Raw genomic sequence first — 17,369 nt, forward strand, 5'->3', positions numbered from 1 at the left:
TCATATGAGGACAAGGGCGAAAATATGAATAGAAAGCCATGATTTCATCCTTGCTTTACGTATTTAAACGTTAAAAAAAGAGCCAGAAATTCACATTCTGTCTCTTCATTCAATCTATCCATTTATAACCTGTCGCTTCGGTATCCTAGGATTGAGCCGGAGCTTCAGCAGTCAAAACTGCTTTACGGGACAAGTTGATTCGACCTTGTGGGTCAATTTCCGTTACTTTTACCGTAATGGAATCACCGATAGCTACAACATCTTCCACTTTGGCAACACGTTCAGTTGACAGTTGTGAGATGTGTACCAGACCTTCTTTGTTCGGAAGCACTTCAACGAAAGCACCGAATTTCTCAACACGTTTTACTTTACCGACATAAATCTCGCCGACTAGTACTTCACGCACAATACCTTCGATGATCGATTTAGCTTTATCATTCATTTCCTGGTTGGAAGAAGCGATAAAGACACGTCCATCCTGTTCAATATCAATTTTAACACCGGTTTCTTCGATGATTTTATTGATAATTTTACCACCTGCACCGATCACATCACGGATTTTGTCCGGATTGATATGCATCGTTGTAATTTTAGGCGCATATTGTGATAACTGCTCACGTGGAGTTTTCAAAATCTCGTTCATTTTGCCCAAAATGTGCATACGACCTTCTTTGGCTTGCGCCAATGCATCAGACAAAATTTGACGATTAATACCAGCAATTTTGATGTCCATTTGAATTGCGGTTACACCTTCTGGTGTTCCTGCTACCTTGAAGTCCATGTCACCCAGGTGATCTTCCATACCCTGAATATCACTCAGAATGGATACATGATCACCATCTTTGATCAGACCCATAGCCACACCTGCAACCGGAGCTTTGATTGGAACACCTGCATCCATCATAGCTAAAGTGCTGGCACAGATACTAGCCTGAGATGATGAGCCGTTGGATTCCAGAACTTCAGATACCAAACGAATCGTGTATGGGAAATCCGTTTCGGAAGGGATTACTTTGGAAAGAGCACGTTCACCCAAAGCACCATGTCCGATTTCACGACGGCCTGGAGCACGCAATGGACGAGCTTCACCTACGCTGAATGGTGGGAAGTTATAGTGATGCATGAATCGTTTCGTTTCTTCAAGACTGATTCCGTCCAAAATCTGAACATCACCCAGTGCACCGAGTGTACAAACGCTAAGTGCTTGCGTTTGACCGCGCGTAAACAGTCCTGTACCATGTGCACGTGGCAGCAGAGATGTATCACATTCAATTGGGCGAATTTCAGCAAGTCCACGTCCATCCGGACGAACTTTATCATGCGTGATCAAACGGCGCACTTCTTCTTTGACGATATCGTGCAGAACTTCCTTCACGTCTTTGAACAATTCCGGACTTTCAATATATTTCTCTTCAAAGTGAGCAACGGTTTCGTCATTCACTACATCGATTGCATCTTGACGAGCATGCTTCTCGGCGATTTTAACCGCTTCGACCAGACGAGCGCTGGCGAATTCACGCACACTGCTGTTAACTTCAGCATTAACGGTACGCAACTTAACAGCCATTTTTTCTTTTCCAGCAACTTGTACAAGTTGTTCGATTACAGCAATAATATTTTGGATCTCATCATGTCCAAACATGATTGCTTCAAGCATTACTTCTTCCGGTAATTCGTTTGCTTCAGCCTCTACCATCATGATGGCATCCTTGGTTCCTGCAACTACCAGCTCAATATCACTAACTTCAAGCTGTGCAATCGTTGGATTAATGATGAACTCACCATTAATACGTCCAACTTTCACGCCACCAATCGGTCCGCTGAATGGAACATCCGAAATGCTCAGTGCAGCTGATGTACCGATCATTGCAGCAATTTGTGGTTCACAGTCTTGGTCCACACTCATAACGATATTCAGAACTTGTACATCATTCCGGAAGCCTTCCGGGAACAATGGACGAATTGGACGGTCTGTCAGACGGCTTGAAAGAATGGCTTTCTCACTTGGTCTGCCTTCACGTTTAATAAATCCACCCGGGATTTTACCTACGGCGTACAATCTTTCTTCATAGTTCACCGTTAATGGGAAAAAGTCCAAATCTTTCGGCTCACTTGATGCTGTCACGGTACACAATACAACGGTATCCCCGTATGTTACCTTAACGGCAGCATTAGCCTGTTTGGCCAAACGCCCGGTTTCAAGCGTAAGCTTTCTTCCACCAAGCTGCATTTCAACACGCTGTTCCATGAAACCCCTCCTTTTATTCGTTCCTAATTCAATGGATTCTGCATATTCACAGTATTTCCTGCTTGTCCTGCATTCATTAGCTATGTATCATCTTGCAACATGCTAATCTGCACAACAAAAGCTCCTCACGGAGCCCCATCTACAAATATATGGCAACATGTTCATCTACAAAACAACCCGGCTGTAGTTCCGCTTGTCCTTTTAGACAAAAGAATGACGGATAACAGCCAGGTTGGTTTTGAAAACATGTACGATAATTAACGACGCAATCCGAGTTTTTCGATCAGTGCGCTGTAACGTTTAACATCTTTGTTTTTCACGTAAGCCAAAAGCTTACGACGTTGACCTACCATTTTCAAAAGTCCACGACGTGAGTGGTGGTCTTTCTTATGCGTACGCAAGTGGTCTGTCAAACTTCTGATGTTTTCCGTAAGGATAGCAACTTGCACCTCTGGAGATCCTGTATCGGACTCGTGAGTTTTGTGCTCGTCGATCAGTTGTTGTTTACGTTCTTGAGTCAATGCCATCCTGTTCACCTCCTTCAATATAATCGCCATTAGCCTCGTCACCGCCGGTGAGAGCAAGCAACCAAGCCAAGGTTATTGTTGTCTCAATCGACAACGTAGTACAGTATATCATAATTGCCCAGTCAAAGTAAATGTAAACATGCATTTAATCCTGAAGCTTAAGATAACAGGCGGCCGGCAGTCAATGCATCTTCACGAATCTGGCTAATTAATGCATCAATGGAGTCAAACTTTCGCTCTGCACGAATATAGTGAACGAGCTCAACCTTTAGTTCCTGGTCATACAAGTGTCCATCAAAATCAAGCAGGTGCACTTCAAACGTAGGTTTCATCCCGCTTTCGTGAAACGTAGGTTTCACACCGAGATTCATTACGCCATGCAGTTCCTGTTCTCCATGCTGCACACGAACAGCGTAAACACCCTTCGACGGTGTAACGTAATGGTCCGTGAGTTCAAGGTTGGCTGTCGGAAATCCAATGGTTCGTCCACGCTTCTCCCCGTGAATTACGGTTCCTCTGATGCTGTAAGGTCGGCCAAGCCACTGACTGGCCTCATCCATCTCCCCACGCTTCAACAGGCCACGAATGAGAGAACTGCTCACTTTTTCACCATTTAACAGGAATGGAGGAACGGTTTCCACCGTCATTTCTCCTTCTCCCAATGTACGAAGAAGTTGCTCATCTCCTGCACCCTTGTGACCGAAACGGAAGTCAAAACCAACCACCGCTGTTCGTGTCTGAAGAGGAATCAACAGGTCGTGTACGAATTGTTGCGGCGTCAGCCGTGAGAAGTTTTCATTGAACTCCACCACATAGAGCACATCAACACCCATTCCTGCCAAGATGTCTTCTTTATCTCTCAAGGGAGTTAAATAACCCTCGTAATCCCCTTTGCGCATAACTTCCTTCGGATGTGGATGAAAGGTCATGACCGCTGCCTGCATGCCCGTTTCCCGCGCAATGCGGACAGCTGATAAAATGACACTTGCATGTCCGAGATGCAGTCCGTCGAATTGACCAATCGCGAGCACTTGGGGAAGTGTGCTCAGCTCAGTCGAATGTAACGTCTGCGGATAGGTTAGCATTACGGTTTTCACAATCATTCACCTGCATTTCACTTGATAGGCCAAGCTTGAGCATCACCACAACTCCAAGCCCGAGACCTCTTTATTCCGGCAAAAAGACTTTAACTGCCCTCACCGTTGGTTTTAGTTCATCCCGTTCAAATATCCCCAGAAACGTACCATCCTGAGCATACAACCGCAGCAAACCAGGTTGCTCTACAGGCGGTTCCAGAAGACGTGCAGACAGTTTCTGACCTTGAAGTGCTCCTTTGGTCTGTTCTTCTCCGACCTTGTGGGATGGAATCGACGCAATAGCCTCGTCAACAGGAATCAGCGCCTCAGCCAAAGTCCCATCGGCCATAAGTTGTTCCACTTCTTCAATACGAAGACAACGATCTGCAGAAATACCTGCCGAGATCGTACGCTCGAGTCGAACCATGGTCGATGGATATCCGAGTTGTCGGCCGATGTCTACACACAACGTCCGAATATAGGTACCTTTTGAACACAAGGCCCGGAAGGATATATCGGTGGTTTCACCCTGAGTCTCAATCCCTGTAAGCTCAAGCTCATAGATTGTGACCTCACGGCTCTTACGCTCTACCGTTTTTCCTTCACGAGCAAGCTCATAGAGACGTTTACCGTCTACCTTTACCGCAGAATACATGGGTGGCACCTGAGAGATCGTGCCTAGGAACTGCTCTAGCACCTGTTGAACCTGTTCCTGTGTTACTTCCACAGTCGTTTCAGCCCGCTCAATGACTTCCCCTGTCATATCCTCTGTATCAGTAGACAGTCCCAATCTGAGCGTAGCCAGATATTCCTTTGGAAGCTCCTGCATATACTCTACCACGCGTGTCGCCCGTCCAAGACAGAGCGGCAGAACGCCTGTAACTTGTGGGTCCAGTGTGCCAGTATGCCCAATGCGCTTCATCTTGAGAATGCGACGCATTTTGGCTACAACATCATGAGAAGTAAATCCCGCCGGTTTATATACCGGAAGTACACCTTCAAAGGGCTTTACCATTGTGAATTCACCTGCTTCAGTACTTTTGCTACAATATCTTCAAGTCTGCCTTCCAGACGACATCCGGCTGCGAGTACATGCCCGCCTCCACCAAAGGTCTGTGCTAATGCAGCAACATCAATCTTGCCAGCCGAACGCAGAGAAACCTTGACGGCATTCTCGTTGATGACTTTGAAAAAGATCCCAACCTCCACGCCCTGAATGTTGCGCGGATAGTTCACTACCCCTTCAAGATCTTCATTAGCTGCTCCACAAGCGACCATATCATCTGGTGTAATAACAACCCAGGCTATCTTGCCATCATCTGTCATCTTCAGGCTTGATAGTGCTTGATTCAAAATCCGAACTTGTGGAAGAGTCACCTGCTCCAACAAAGTTTGGGCGAGATAGGGTCCATCCACGCCATGTTCAAGCAATCTGGAGGCCGTTGTCATTACATTTGGACTCGTATTGGCATAGCGGAACCCACCTGTGTCCGTAAGCAATCCTGTATAGACTGCCGTTGCAACATCTTTATCCCATGCTACTTGGAACAGGTTAAGAAAATCGAACAAAATTTCAGCCGTTGCAGCAGCATCTGACTTAATGATGTTGACTGTACCGTAAGCATCATTCGTAGGATGATGATCAATATTCAAAATCAAAGCATCTTCTTCGAAATAATGACGCGTCAAGCCTACTCTGGCAAAGTCTGCACAATCCACACAGATAACAGCTTTATATTTCCGCTGCGGTGGTTGTTCGGTCATGTTCACAATGTTGCCGGCTTCCCACAAAAATTGCATGCGTTGTGGAATTTCGCCTTCATTAATCATCGTGAATGTCTTACCCAGACATGACAGCAGCCAGCCCACCGTTACCGTCGAGCTGACTGCGTCACCGTCCGGCTGTACATGCGACACGACCAGGTAATCATCATGCTCCAGCAGAAATTGCTTTCCGGCCTGGAGCGCCTGTTCATAAGTGTGCATTGCCGTCTCCTCTATTCTGTTACTGGGATTCGTTCTTGTCGGAACCAATATCGCCAAGCAGCTTCTCAATTCGGCTACCATAAGCGATGGATTCGTCAATCTTGAATATCAACTCGGGAACATGCCGGAAACGGATACGTTTGCCCAGCTCGGAACGCAAAAATCCATTTGCTTTTGCCAGAGCTTTGAGCGTGTTATCTTTTTGTTCCTGTTCACCGAAGACACTCAGATAAACTTTGGCTTGCGACAAGTCTCCTGTCACTTCGACTCCCGTTACCGTAATAAAGCCGATACGTGGATCTTTCAGTTCAGACTGGATGAGCAGACTTATTTCTTTCTTGATCTGCTCGCCCACTCTACCTGTACGAATCTTAGCCATCGTTGTTCACCTCATGCTTCCTTGCTTATCGTTGTACTGTCTCCATAATGAAGGCTTCGATAACGTCGCCCTCTTTGAGATCATTGTATTTATCCAGTGTGATACCGCACTCGTAGCCTTGGGCTACTTCTTTGGCATCATCTTTATAACGTTTCAGGGAATCCAGCTTACCTTCGTAAAGGACAATGCCATCACGAATCAGGCGTGCTTCCGCAGAACGCGTAATTTTACCCGAGGTAACCATACAACCAGCGATGGTACCCACTTTACTGATGGAGAACGTGCTACGAACTTCAGCATGACCGATAACTTTTTCTTTGAAGATCGGATCAAGCATTCCTTTCATCGCTTGTTCAATTTCTTCGATAACACTGTAGATTACGCGATGCAGACGAATGTCTACTTGCTCTTGATCTGCAGTTGCTTTCGCCTGGTTATCAGGACGAACGTTGAAACCAATTACGATGGCATTAGATGCTGCAGCCAAAATGATGTCGGACTCAGTGATTGCACCAGCGCCGCTATGAATGATTTTCACGCGTACACCTTCAACTTCGATCTTCGCAAGGGAACCTTTCAATGCTTCAACCGAACCTTGTACGTCACCTTTGATGATTACGTTCAGATCTTTGATCTCGCCATCTTTGATGTGCTGGAACAGATCATCCAACGTTACGCGAGTATGTGTACCCAGATCGGATTCACGTTGTGTAATCGCACGTTTGTCAGCGATGGAACGCGCTTTGCGCTCATCTTCAAACACCATGAATGGATCTCCCGCACCTGGAACTTCAGTCAAACCTGTGATTTCTACAGGTGTTGAAGGTCCAGCTTCTTTCAAACGGCGACCTTTGTCATTGACCATTGCACGAACACGACCGAAGCAGTTACCTGCTACGAAAGCATCTCCGACTTTCAATGTACCGTGCTGTACGAGGATACGGGCAACTGGGCCACGTCCTTTATCCAGCTCGGCTTCAATCACCGTACCACGGGCACGTTTGTCCGGGTTCGCTTTGTATTCGTTCACTTCTGCAACGAGCAGAATCATTTCAAGCAGACCTTCCAGACCCATTCTTTGTTTCGCTGACACGTTAACAAAAATGGTATCTCCGCCCCACTCTTCAGGAACGAGTTCATAGTTAGTTAATTCTTGTTTTACTTTATCCGGATCAGCGCCCGGTTTGTCGATTTTATTGACAGCAACGATAATTGGAAGCCCAGCTGCTTTAGCATGGTTAATGGCCTCAATGGTTTGTGGCATAACGCCGTCATCTGCTGCTACAACAATAATCGTCATATCCGTAACCTGTGCACCACGTGCACGCATCGCTGTAAACGCTTCGTGACCCGGAGTATCCAAGAACGTGATCTTTTTGCTGTTGATTTCGACTTGGTATGCACCGATATGTTGCGTGATTCCGCCTGCTTCGCCGCCTGTTACATTCGTGGAACGAATGGCATCAAGCAAAGTTGTTTTACCATGGTCAACGTGACCCATGATTGTAACTACTGGTGGACGAGCCTGCAAGTCAGCAGCATCATCATTTTCTTCCAGTGTTTCGAAACGGTCATCTTCAAGCACAATCTTCACTTCAACCTCAACACCGAATTCACCTGAAAGCAAAAGGATCGTTTCGATATCAAGTTCTTGGTTGATTGTTGCCATAACGCCCATAGCGATGAGTTTTTTGATAACTTCGGAAGCATCCTTATGGAGCAACTTCGCTGTTTCACCAACGGTCATATCACCACGAACGATGATTTTCTTAGGTGTGTTATCAATTTTCTCACGTTGTTGGTACTGTTGTTGATTTCTGTTGCGGTTATTCTTGCCACCACGGTTACCGCGGAAGTTGCCGCCACGGTTGTCATCATAACGACGTCCACCGCCACCGCTGTTCGAACGGTTACCACTGTTGTTGTTGCTGCCAGTAGTACCACCTGGGCCGCTTCTACGTTGGCCTTGTCCTTGGCTCTGACCTTGGCCACCGCTACGGTTGCCAGCAGTACCTGTATTACCACCACTGTTCGGTCCTGAAGTTCTTACTTGACCGCCACCGCTGTTATTCGGACGTTGACCCGATCCTTGCGGACGGGATGCAGTACTGCTTTGTCCACCTTGAGCTGGTCTTGGACGGTTAGTTGATTGTCCTCCTTGGCTTGAGCCTTGGGAAGAGTTCGTTCTGTTGCGGCTGTCTTGGCCGCTGGGTCTTTGGGTGCCATTGTTATTGTTGGAATTTGGTCTATTGTTCATACCTACCTGCTTTTCCTGTTGTATTTTTGTTTGTACGGGACTACCGGATGGGTTACTGCTCTTCGGCGTGTTCACTCCGCCGGCCGGCTTGTTGCTGTCCACTGGTTTGTCACTGCGTACTGCCGAAGTAGCAACTGGTTTTGCATCGTTGCCTTGTTTCGAAGCAGCAGTGGATTTTATATCTTTAAAAAATTGTTCCACCTTACCGACTGAACCATTCTCCATGACACTCATATGATTGTTTACGGGAATTTCCAGCTTTTTAAGAATGGTTATAATTTCTTTACTACTCATATTAAGGGACTTCGCATATTCATAAACTCGCAATTTATCCTTGTTTTCTTGTTTACTCAATATACTCCACCTCCGACATTATACCGACTTGCTTGGAGATCATTTTTGCAAACCCTCGATCCGTTACTGCAAGAACAACACGCGTGTCTTTACCGATACTTGAACCTAGACTATCCCGGTCAAATCCGATCAACAGAGGAACCTTATAAGTTCCACATTTATCGCGAAATTTCTTTTGTGTATTGGCTGAGGCGTCACCCGCAACAATAACCATTTTAGCCTCGGAAGAACGGATCGCTTTAAGTACAATTTCTTCACCTGTTACAAGTTTACCTGCACGCATAGAGAGTCCCAGATAAGACAGCGTTTTAATATTAGTCATGTTCACGCTCCTGTGCTGCTTTGAATTCATCTTCAACCGCGATGAAGTCAGCTGCTAATTGCTCGTAAATTTCAGGTGAAACTTTGCCTTTTAACGCCCGATCCAAAGCCCGGTTTTTGAGTGCGAGTTTAAAACAGGACTCTTTGCCGCATAAATAGGCACCACGTCCGGATTTTTTGCCAGTCAAATCGATCAGCACTTCATCCTCTGGCGTTTTAACGATGCGGATCAGCTGCTTTTTGGGCATCATTTCTTGGCATGCCACACATTTACGCAGCGGCACTTTTTTTGGTTTCATACGTCAGCGCCCCCCGTACTTTACTTTAGTCGACGGAGACGGAATCCTGATGCATTTCAGAAGAAGAATCTTTTTCTCTGCCGAATTCCTGTTCCGCCTGGCTCTCGCTCTTAATGTCGATTTTCCAGCCGGTTAATTTGGCTGCCAATCTTGCATTTTGGCCTTTAATACCAATAGCGAGCGAAAGTTGATAGTCCGGAACGATAACCCGAGCCATCTTTTCTTCCTCAAATACATGAACTTCCAATACTTTGGAAGGACTCAGTGCATTAGCAACATATTCGTCTACCTGATCGGAGAAACGAACGATGTCGATTTTTTCACCGCGCAGCTCACCCACAATGGTCTGCACGCGCATTCCCCTAGGGCCTACACAAGATCCAACTGGATCAACTTCCTCGTTGCGGGAATGAACGGCAATCTTGGAGCGGAACCCCGCTTCGCGAGCGACGGAGCGAATTTCAACTACACCGTCAAAGATCTCAGGCACTTCCAGTTCAAAGAGACGTTTCAAGAGGCCCGGATGGGTACGGGACAAAATGATTTGCGGCCCTTTGGTCGTATTCTCGACCTTGGTGATATACGCCTTAATACGGTCACCATGAACAAACTTCTCGTTCGGCATCAATTCGGTTAGCGGTAAAGCCGCTTCGATTTTGCCCAGATCGATGTAGATATTGCGCAAATCCTGACGCTGCACCACTCCCGTAACGATATCTTCTTCCTTATCTACGAAAGCGTTGTAGATCAGGCCGCGTTCGGCTTCACGAATCCGCTGGGTCACTACCTGTTTGGCAGTCTGTGCGGCGATACGTCCGAAATCACGCGGCGTAACTTCAATCTCCGCAATATCTTCCAGCTGGAAGTGTGGGTTGATTTCTCGTGCAGCAGGCAATGAAATTTCGGTACGTGAATCCAGGACTTCTTCCACGATCAATTTACGGGCATACACCCGAATAACTCCCGTATTACGGTTCATGTCAACACGCACATTCTGGGCCGTGTTGAAATTCCGCTTGTAGCTGGAAATTAGTGCAGCCTCGATCGCTTCAAACAGCACATCCTTGCTGATCCCTTTTTCCCGTTCCAATTCATTCATTGCTTCAATAAAATCCATACTCATGAATGTTGATCCCCCTTTCAAACATGGCATCTCATACGTAAAACGGCGAAAGGCTCTGAACTCATGAGCACCTTGCCGTTATCGTGAGATGTGTCTTTTTCATTAATAAAGTGAACAAGGCACTTAAAACAAAATAGCTAGGCGCGCACTGGCAACCTTATCATAAGAAATAGCATGCTGTTTCTTCCCTGCTTCGATCACGAGTTCTCCGTCATCAAAGGATAACAGCTTGCCTTCAAATTCCTTCAATCCGTTCACCGGTTCGTAGGTTGTTACAAAAACATTTTTGCCTACAGCTTTGGTAACGTCCTCAGGTTTTTTCAGTGGACGCTCCGCACCGGGAGAAGACACTTCAAGGAAATAGATGGTTGGAATCGGATCGTTCTCATCCAGCTTGGCGCTCAGCTTTTCGCTGATCAAGACGCAATCGTCGATGTCGATGCCACCCTCTTTGTCGACATACACCCGTAAAAACCAGTTGCTGCCTTCTTTGACGTATTCGATGTCAACCAGCTCGAAGCCTTGTTCGTTCAAGTAGGGTTGGATCATTTCTTCCACGGTAGATTTAATGTTCGTTGTGCTCAAAACCAATAACCTCCAACTTAGGTTACACCAGCAAAATAGCACTGGCAGATTATTAAATACCCAAGATTCTTGTATACCAAAGACTAAAGAGTGGGTTTCCCCACTCTTTAGAAATTCGTACTATCTCGTTCACTTCAAAAATTATAACATAGTCTGGTAATAGTGACAAGTAAGCGATCTTTCAGGCAGATTACTTACTAATGAAGAAAAAATTACGTATCACCGATTAATCTCTATTCCCTGATTCAAATCTAATCCTAGAACAGGGAAAGCTGATTGCTCTCTGGCAAGCCACGGAAACATCCCATATTCGACAGGAGTTCAACAATCGTCTTACTCGCTTTCGATTTCTGTTGGAAATCTTCCACCGACAGGAATTCACCATGATCTCTTGCCGCAGCGATATTGCGAGCTGCATTATCCCCGATTCCTGCCAAAGCTGAAAATGGAGGGATTAGTGTTTTTCCGTCAACGATGAACTTCGTCGCTTCCGAACGGTACAAATCAATAGGTTTCAACGAGAATCCGCGTGCTGCCATTTCTAGACCCATTTCAAGGACAGGTAGCATGTTTTTCTCTTTCGGCGGTGCCTGGAAACCTAATTGCTCGATCTCTGTAATTTTTCGATAGATTGCATCATATCCCTGACACATCAGTTCAATATCGATCTCATCCGCCCGCACGGTAAAGTAGGTTGCGTAATATTCAATCGGATGATATAGCTTGAAGAATGCCGTACGTACTGCCGAAATAACATAAGCGGCCGCGTGAGCCTTCGGAAACATGTACTGGATTTTGAGACAAGAATCAATGTACCATTGAGGCACTTTGCAATTCTTCATCTCGTCAATCCATTCCTGTGGCAGACCACGTCCCTTACGAACACTCTCGGTAATCTTAAAGGCCAGACTTGCGTCCATCCCCGTTTTATAGATCAGGAACAACATGATGTCATCCCGACAACCGATTACCGTCTTAATGTTGCACGTTCCGTTCTTAATCAGATCCTGAGCGTTTCCAAGCCATACCCCTGTACCATGGGACAAACCGGAAATTTGCAGTAAATCGGCAAAAGATGTCGGCTGAGATTCGACAAGCATCTGACGTACGAACTTCGTCCCCATCTCCGGCACGCCAAACGTTGCTACTGGTGACCGGATCTGTTCCGGTGTAACGCCCAAAGCTTCGGTTGAGTTAAACATGCTCATAACTTTCGGATCATTCATCGGAATGCTTGTTGGGTCAATTCCTGTCAAATCCTGTAGCATCCGCATCATAGTCGGATCATCGTGCCCCAGAATATCAAGTTTCAGCAAGTTTTCTTCAAAAGCATGATAATCAAAGTGTGTTGTTTTCCACTCCGCATTAACGTCGTCAGCCGGGAACTGAACAGGTGTAACGTCTTCGACCTCGATATAATCAGGTACTACGACAATACCGCCGGGATGCTGTCCAGTACTCCGTTTCACCCCAGTACAACCAGAGGCCAAACGATTCAATTCAGCTCCACGCCATTTCTTCTGATGCTGTTCCTCATACTTCTTGGCAAAACCAAATGCTGTTTTCTCAGCCACCGTACCAATGGTCCCCGCACGGAAAACACTTTTCTCACTAAATAGCACTTTCGTGTAGTTATGTGCGTGAGGCTGATAATCACCAGAGAAGTTCAAGTCAATATCGGGAACTTTATCTCCTTTAAATCCAAGGAAGGTCTCAAACGGAATGTCCTGGCCTTCTCCTTTAAGTTTCTTACCACAATCCGGACATTCTTTCTCGGGAAGGTCAAATCCACTCCGAACACTACCATCCAGGAACCATTCGCTGTGTTTGCATTCCGAATTCACACATATATAATGAGCAGGCAATGGATTAACTTCGGATATACCCAGGAATGTAGCAACGACAGAGGAACCAACCGATCCCCGCGAACCTACCAGATAACCATCCTGATTCGATTTTTTAACCAATCGTTCCGAGATTAGATAGTTGGCAGAGAACCCGTATTTAATAATTGGAATCAGTTCTTTCTCCAGCCGTGCCACGATGACTTCCGGTAATTCCTCGCCATAGATGGACTTGGCAGTGTCATAGCAGGTATTACGGATTTCATCGTCCGCACCTTCCAGAATCGGAGTAAACAGTTTGTCCGGGAAGAGCTTAATTTCCTCAAATCGGTCAGACAATTCAATTGTATTGGTAACGACAACCTCATAAGCTTTGTCTTGGCCGAGGAACTTGAACTCTTCAAGCATTTCCTCTGTTGTTCTAAGATGCGCATCCGGTTTACGTTGATCTTTCAGTGGACTAAATCCTGTAATTCCGTGAATGGTGATATCCCGATATAGTTTGTCACGAGGTTCCAAGTAATGAACATTACCTGTGGCAATAACAGGTTTAGACAGCTTCGTCCCGATATCAATGACTTTACGGATTGCTGTTTTGATTTCTTCAGGAGTAGCCACCAAGCCTTTATCTACCAAGTGCATATACATTGTAAGTGGCTGGATCTCCAGTATGTCATAGAACTCGGCGATCTCTTCCGCTTCTTCGAGCGATTTGTTAAGCACCGCTTCAAAGAATTCACCTTTTTCACAGCCCGATATAATAACGAGGCCTTCACGCAAATTGATCAGTTTCGATTTGGGAATGCACGGTACCCGCTTGAAATGTTCCGTATGAGAGAGAGATACCAATTTATATAGGTTTTTCTTACCGACTTCATTCAGTGCATAGATTCCGCAATGGAAAGGCCTTGTATTCGACAAGTCAACACCTACATAATCGTTCAGGCGATCGAGCCTCGTCAATCCTTTCATCTGGGCAGCATCATTTAATAATCCGATCAGTATACCCGCGAGCGCAACTGTATCGTCAATAGCCCGGTGATGGCTTTCCAGTCCAACCTTATATTTATCCGCCATCGTATTCAGACGGTGGTTCTTATTTTTTGGGAATAACAATCGCGCCAGTTCCAACGTGTCAAGGACAGGGTTAGGCAGCTCTGGCATTCCAATCTGCTTCAGGGAAGCCTGAATAAAGCCCATATCAAAACGTGCATTATGCGCAACAAGTACACCATCTCCAGCAAACTGCACGAAATCACGTATAACAGGCTCCAGCTCAGGTGCGTCTTTTACCATGTCATCATTAATATTAGTCAATTGCTGAATGTTGTAGGGAATGCGTTCATGCGGATTTACAAACGTCGCATACCGGTCGATTTCTTTACCATCTTGCATCTTCACAGCGGCAATCTCAATAATTTTGTTCTGCGTAACCGAAAGACCCGTGGTCTCGATATCAAATACAATGTATGTCGCTGTTTGGAGATCCAATGGCTGTGGAGCCATGACGACCGCAACAGAGTCATTCACTACATTAGCCTCTAGGCCGTAGATCATTTTAATCCCGTTTTTCTTAGCAGCCTTGGAAGCCTCGGGATATACTTGTACACCACCATGATCACTGACCGCAATCGCCTTATGTCCCCACTCTGCCGCCATTTTCACGTATTTGTCGATCGAAGTTACAGCATCCATTGTACTCATCGTAGAGTGCAAATGGAACTCCACCCGTTTCTCTGGTGCATTATCTTTGCGAGATGGCGGTGCTTTGACTTCAATCAAATCTGAAGGAATCATGGCCAGTTCAGGAATTTGCATAAACCGGTCATACTCTACACGACCACGCACTTTTACCCATTTACCGTTAGCCAGCAAACTGAGAATTTTAACATCCTCTTTTGTTTTGGCAAACATCTTCATTTGCATGGAGTCTGTGAAGTCGGTCAGATAGAATGTAAACAGTGTATTTCCGTTTCGCAGTTCTTTACGGTCCAGACCAAACACCGAACCTTGAAGCGTGACCTTTTTCTCTTCATCCTGGATTTCCTGCATAGGCACTGCTGGCTCTTTAATATCATAGCCCATTTGCAAACGCACATCGCCTTGTTCCTCATCCACCGGGATTTCTGTGTCTACTTCACTCATCATCTTCTCGATGACCTCAAGTTCCTCAACACGTTTTTTGGCCTGGAACTGCTCCATCGCCTCTTTATTGTTGGCCACTTCGCCCACTTGCATCTTGATGCGAAGAGGTAGATGAAAATACTTGTCATAGAACGTCGTGATCGCCTGATCAATCTGTTTCTTGCGAGCCAATTCCATCGACGTTGCGTCACTCATCGTCAGTTGCAAAAGATCCGCTTCACATTCAAACGTAGTCCGGTTCATCCAACCATTCACAGATGGAATCTCACGTGTAACCCACTCCAGAAACAGATTCCAATATTCACTGACGATATCACCACTCTGTACCTTGTCCGTATATTTGAAACCAAATGAAATTTTGGCGATATGATTCATCTTCTCCTGAATATGCAGGCAAAAAGTGCGATAGATCGGAGCGGGTACCAACGTATCCTTCGCAATTAGAATATTCCATTCCCGATTACTTCGGTTGGTCTCTACTTGTTCAATCCATCCATCCAAAAAATAGGGCTCTAACAGACCAGCCGGCAGCTCCGCCTGTTTCATCAACAACTCAAATCGTTTTCTCTTCTCCTCGAATCCGCTCATCGTGTTCCTCCTTGTACCCCCTTAAAGCATGAAAAGCCCCTGCATTCAAAAATGTCACCGATCCGAACTCGCACCGACTCATTTTATCCGACAGAAGCTCTCCATTCATTACTTAACCGGTGAATAAGTGCTTTTCGTCAGGTTATCCTGACTTAGTATGCTCTTGCAAACACAACCGTGTGTTCTGCCTGTTCACCACAAGCCAGGCACGTATGCTTTTCTTCCGCAGGCTGGAACGGAATGTTCCGGCTTGTTGCGCCTGTAACTTCTCTTACTTTATCTTCGCAAGCTTCTGAACCGCACCAGCCAGCCAGTGTAAACCCGCGTTTGTTTTCCATCAGTTCTTTCATCTCATCCAGTGTATCCACGGAGTAGAAGTTATCCGACATAAATGTGCGAGCACGTTCCAGCATATCTACCTGAATTTGTGTCAGCATAGACTGGATTTCTTCTACCAGGTTCGCCTGTTCTACCACTTTTTTCTCACCTGTGATGCGTGATACGAGTACACAAACGCCATTTTCCATATCACGTGGACCAATTTCCAGACGAATCGGAACACCGCGCATCTCGTATTCATTGAATTTCCAACCTGGGCGAACATCGCTGCGATCATCCATTTTCACACGGACTCCAGCTTGTTTCAACTCAGTGAACAACTCATCTGCACGTCCCACAACAGCATCACGCGTTTTCGGAGGTCCAATTGGAATCATGACCACTTGCGTTGGCGCTACTTTAGGAGGAAGTACCAGACCACGGTCATCTCCATGAACCATAATCAACGCACCGATCAAACGTGTGCTTACTCCCCATGAAGTGGTGTAAGCCAGTTCCAGCACATTGTTCCGACTAAGATACTGGATTTCAAATGCTTTTGCAAAGTTCGTTCCCATGTAGTGTGATGTACCTGCTTGTACAGCACGTCCATCCTTCATCATGGCTTCGATCGAGTAGGTATCCACCGCACCCGCAAACTTCTCGGATTTGGTTTTCTGACCTACAATTACAGGAATAGCCAAATACTCCTCAACCACTTCACGATATATCTCAAGCATTTTCATCGTTTCTTCACGTGCTTCTTCTTCGGTCTCATGCGCAGTGTGACCTTCCTGCCACAGGAACTCACTTGTGCGAAGGAACGGCAACGTTCTTTTTTCCCAACGAACTACGTTAGCCCACTGATTGATCAATACCGGAAGATCCCGATAAGACTGAATCCACTTGGAATACATGTGACCAATAATCGTTTCGGATGTAGGACGGATTGCCAGACGTTCTTCCAGCTTCTCTCCTCCAGCTTCCGTAACCCATGGTAATTCAGGGTTAAAGCCTTCCACGTGCTCTTTTTCCTTTTGGAAGAAGCTCTCAGGAATGAACATCGGGAAATACGCATTGCGATGACCCGTTTCACGGAAACGACGATCCAACTCGTCCTTGATGTGTTCCCAGATTTCAAAACCGTCTGGCTTGAACACAATGCATCCGCGTACCGGTGCATAATCCATGAGATCAGCTTTTTTGATAACATCAATATACCAGCGTGAGAAATCCTCACCCTGTGGTGTGATTTCAGTCACGAATTGTTTATCATTTTCCTTTGACATAAGACTCCAGCGTCCTCCCATAACGACTAT

General features: G+C 45.9%; 13 protein-coding genes. All 13 read right to left on the minus strand.

The features are described 5' to 3' along the window. Window positions 1-145 precede the first annotated feature (145 nt). A complete protein-coding gene (pnp, locus tag HF638_RS00660; RefSeq protein ID WP_169478456.1) occupies window positions 146-2,248 on the minus strand; it encodes a polyribonucleotide nucleotidyltransferase in 2,103 nt (700 codons plus the stop codon). A gap of 257 nt (window positions 2,249-2,505) precedes the next feature. Beyond that, the gene (gene rpsO / locus HF638_RS00665; protein ID WP_056700672.1) at window positions 2,506-2,775 is read right to left on the minus strand and encodes a 30S ribosomal protein S15; all 270 of its coding nucleotides are present in this window, start codon (window positions 2,773-2,775) and stop codon (window positions 2,506-2,508) included. A 158-nt stretch (window positions 2,776-2,933) separates the two neighbouring features. Continuing rightward, window positions 2,934-3,872: a bifunctional riboflavin kinase/FAD synthetase gene (locus HF638_RS00670; protein WP_445255384.1), complete on the minus strand. Its 939-nt coding sequence runs from the start codon at window positions 3,870-3,872 to the stop codon at window positions 2,934-2,936. A 70-nt stretch (window positions 3,873-3,942) separates the two neighbouring features. Next, complete coding sequence (gene truB / locus HF638_RS00675; RefSeq protein WP_169478457.1) at window positions 3,943-4,866, minus strand: tRNA pseudouridine(55) synthase TruB; 924 nt, start codon at window positions 4,864-4,866, stop codon at window positions 3,943-3,945. Further along, window positions 4,860-5,837 (minus strand): DHH family phosphoesterase, encoded by a 978-nt coding sequence (locus HF638_RS00680; protein WP_169478458.1) that lies wholly within the window; start codon window positions 5,835-5,837, stop codon window positions 4,860-4,862. The genes truB and HF638_RS00680 overlap by 7 nt, the downstream gene beginning before the upstream one ends. A 19-nt stretch (window positions 5,838-5,856) precedes the next feature. After that, entirely contained in the window at window positions 5,857-6,216 is a 360-nt protein-coding gene (rbfA, locus tag HF638_RS00685; protein ID WP_017689140.1) for a 30S ribosome-binding factor RbfA, read from the minus strand. A 25-nt stretch (window positions 6,217-6,241) separates the two neighbouring features. Continuing rightward, complete coding sequence (gene infB / locus HF638_RS00690) at window positions 6,242-8,827, minus strand: translation initiation factor IF-2 (protein WP_169478459.1); 2,586 nt, start codon at window positions 8,825-8,827, stop codon at window positions 6,242-6,244. After that, on the minus strand, window positions 8,820-9,149 hold the full coding sequence (locus HF638_RS00695) for a L7Ae/L30e/S12e/Gadd45 family ribosomal protein (protein ID WP_017689142.1): 330 nt from the start codon (window positions 9,147-9,149) through the stop codon (window positions 8,820-8,822). Before HF638_RS00695 ends, infB begins: the two co-directional genes overlap by 8 nt. Next, window positions 9,142-9,447, minus strand: a complete 306-nt coding sequence (gene rnpM / locus HF638_RS00700; RefSeq protein WP_017689143.1) for an RNase P modulator RnpM — start codon at window positions 9,445-9,447, stop codon at window positions 9,142-9,144. Before rnpM ends, HF638_RS00695 begins: the two co-directional genes overlap by 8 nt. Window positions 9,448-9,472: 25 nt before the next feature. Then, window positions 9,473-10,570: a transcription termination factor NusA gene (gene nusA, locus HF638_RS00705; protein WP_047842500.1), complete on the minus strand. Its 1,098-nt coding sequence runs from the start codon at window positions 10,568-10,570 to the stop codon at window positions 9,473-9,475. A 123-nt stretch (window positions 10,571-10,693) separates the two neighbouring features. Then, window positions 10,694-11,155: a ribosome maturation factor RimP gene (gene rimP / locus HF638_RS00710; RefSeq protein WP_062833826.1), complete on the minus strand. Its 462-nt coding sequence runs from the start codon at window positions 11,153-11,155 to the stop codon at window positions 10,694-10,696. Window positions 11,156-11,412: 257 nt separating this feature from the next. Further along, complete coding sequence (locus HF638_RS00715; protein WP_169478460.1) at window positions 11,413-15,732, minus strand: PolC-type DNA polymerase III; 4,320 nt, start codon at window positions 15,730-15,732, stop codon at window positions 11,413-11,415. A gap of 152 nt (window positions 15,733-15,884) precedes the next feature. Beyond that, the gene (gene proS / locus HF638_RS00720) at window positions 15,885-17,339 is read right to left on the minus strand and encodes a proline--tRNA ligase (protein WP_169478461.1); all 1,455 of its coding nucleotides are present in this window, start codon (window positions 17,337-17,339) and stop codon (window positions 15,885-15,887) included. Window positions 17,340-17,369 lie beyond the last annotated feature (30 nt).

Origin of the sequence: Paenibacillus sp. SZ31, assembly GCF_012912005.1 — a bacterium.
GTDB lineage: Bacteria > Bacillota > Bacilli > Paenibacillales > Paenibacillaceae > Paenibacillus.